The organism is Alcanivorax sp. HI0083, assembly GCF_001635175.1.
In genome coordinates this window covers 1-1,831 of the sequence record NZ_LWFX01001450.1, presented here as the reverse complement: position 1 = coordinate 1,831, position 1,831 = coordinate 1, and the positions used below count along the sequence as shown (strand labels likewise).

Sequence of the window (1,831 nt, the reverse complement as noted above, 5' to 3'; positions counted from 1 at the left end):
GTTGTCCGCGCCCGGTGCAGGCGGTTATCGATGACAGTCTGGCCCAACTCGCCGGGCATCCGCAGCGTGCGGCAGTGCAGCGGGATGACGTGGCGTGTGCTGCAATGACCTTGGCGTCTCCTTCCCTGGCCAGCCTGGCATTACGCAACCTGCTGGAGAACGCGTTGCGCTATACACCGCCGGGCGAGCCGGTGTGGATTCGGGTGGTGGCGGATGCGACGGACTTGCATATCCATGTGGAAGATCAGGGGCCGGGGATAACGGGCAATGCGGAGGCATTGTGTACGCGCGGGCACCGGGGAGACCGGGGGCAAACCGGTCTGGGGTTAGCCATTGTCGCCTCGGTGATGGCCCGCAGTGGCGGTCAACTGGCGCTGGAAAACCGTGCCGGCGCCGGGCTCCGCGCCACCTTGAGCTGGCCGGTTACGGATACCGTTTGAACATGTCCTCGACGGCTTTTTCGATATGTGCACTGCGGCGTTCGCTGCTCATGTCATCGTGGAGCTCGTCGCGGCTGGTGGCCTGCCAGACCACATCCTTGCTCTGCTGATCAATCAGTTGCACCACCAGTTTGTATTCCTCGCTGATTTCACCCTCGGTGGGAGTGCTGGCGCCCAGGCCAATGTTGTTGCGGGTAAAGCCGAAGCCGAACTGGAGGGTGGAGCCATCGAAGCGCTGCTCGCGTTTGAAGAAGTGTTTCACCTGCACATCGGCCTGGTCAGGGGGGGCGGCAGACAGACCTTTGGCGGCCAGTGCCTGTTTCAGGGCAGCCTGGGCGCGCTGGTCATCCAGCTCACGGGGTTTGTCCTGGTCCTGGGGTACAAAGGCGTAGGTGCGGTATTGCTGCAGATCGGCGCCGGACTGACTGTCGATCACCACCGGGCTGACACAGGCGCTGAGTAGCAGTGCCGTGGTGAGCACCAGTAAGGCCGGAATCGGTAATCGTTGCATGGCAATCTCCTGACGTTGAGCTCGAATCCTTATTCTACGCCCGGTGTGTCATGTCCGGGTGAGGATGGCTATTTAAACGGTCACCCCTGGACAAGATAAGGCAGCCGCATCGCGAATCCGTTCCCCGAGATAGCGCGCGGCCTGGCCCGCATACTGGCCATCGGCATAAATCAGATACAGATCCACCATACGCTCCACGCCTTCATCCAGGGCCAGTATCTTCAGCGCACCGGTCTCCAGGGCGTCGCCGATTTCGGCCTCCGGCACCCAGGCAAAGCCCAGCCCACGGCGGATCGCCGCGATGCGGGTGGAAGAATGGGAGACGGTCCAGCGCTGTTCGGCGCCCAGCCAGCCGGAATCAATACGGCGGCTGCCGGAATCGCGGATCACGATCTGGCGGTGCTGGCGGAGGTCTTCGTGGGTCAGGTGATCGGCCAGGGCCAGCGGGTGGTCGGCGGCGGCCACCGCCAGAAAGCGTACCCGCATCAAGGGGTCGCCGAAAAACCCCGGTGGCACACGCCCGCCCACCACCAAATCCGCTTCCTTGCGCAGCAGGGCTTCATCGGAGCCTGACAGGATGGTTTCGCTGTACTCCACCCGGGTCAGCGGGCTGTGCTGGGCAAAGGCATCCAGCGCGGAAAGCATGCAGTGCTGGGGGAACAGGCCGTCGGCGGCCACCCGCACCAGCGGCTCCCAGCCCTGACTCAGCTGGATGGCGGCGCTTTCGATGCGGTTGGCCTCTTCCACCAGTACCTTGGCCTGCCGGTACAGCATCTGCCCGGTTTCGGTGAGCTTGGCGCGGCGCCCCTCCAGAGTGAAGGCGCGCACGCCCAGCTCGGTTTCGATCTTCTGCACGGCGTAACTGATCGCCGACTGGCTC

Annotated in this window: 3 protein-coding genes; 1 reads left to right on the top strand and 2 read right to left on the bottom strand. The window is 63.8% G+C overall.

Annotated elements, in window-relative coordinates:
* A partial coding sequence (locus A3754_RS21940; RefSeq protein ID WP_197468778.1) for a sensor histidine kinase KdpD occupies positions 1–440 on the top strand: 440 nt, incomplete at its 5' end.
* Here the strand turns inward: A3754_RS21940 and A3754_RS21935 are convergent.
* A complete protein-coding gene (locus A3754_RS21935) occupies positions 424–951 on the bottom strand; it encodes a DUF4136 domain-containing protein (protein ID WP_063521334.1) in 528 nt (175 codons plus the stop codon). The genes A3754_RS21940 and A3754_RS21935 overlap by 17 nt on opposite strands.
* A 72-nt stretch (positions 952–1,023) precedes the next feature.
* On the bottom strand, positions 1,024–1,831 hold an 808-nt coding region (locus A3754_RS21930), incomplete at its 5' end, for a LysR family transcriptional regulator (RefSeq protein WP_063521333.1).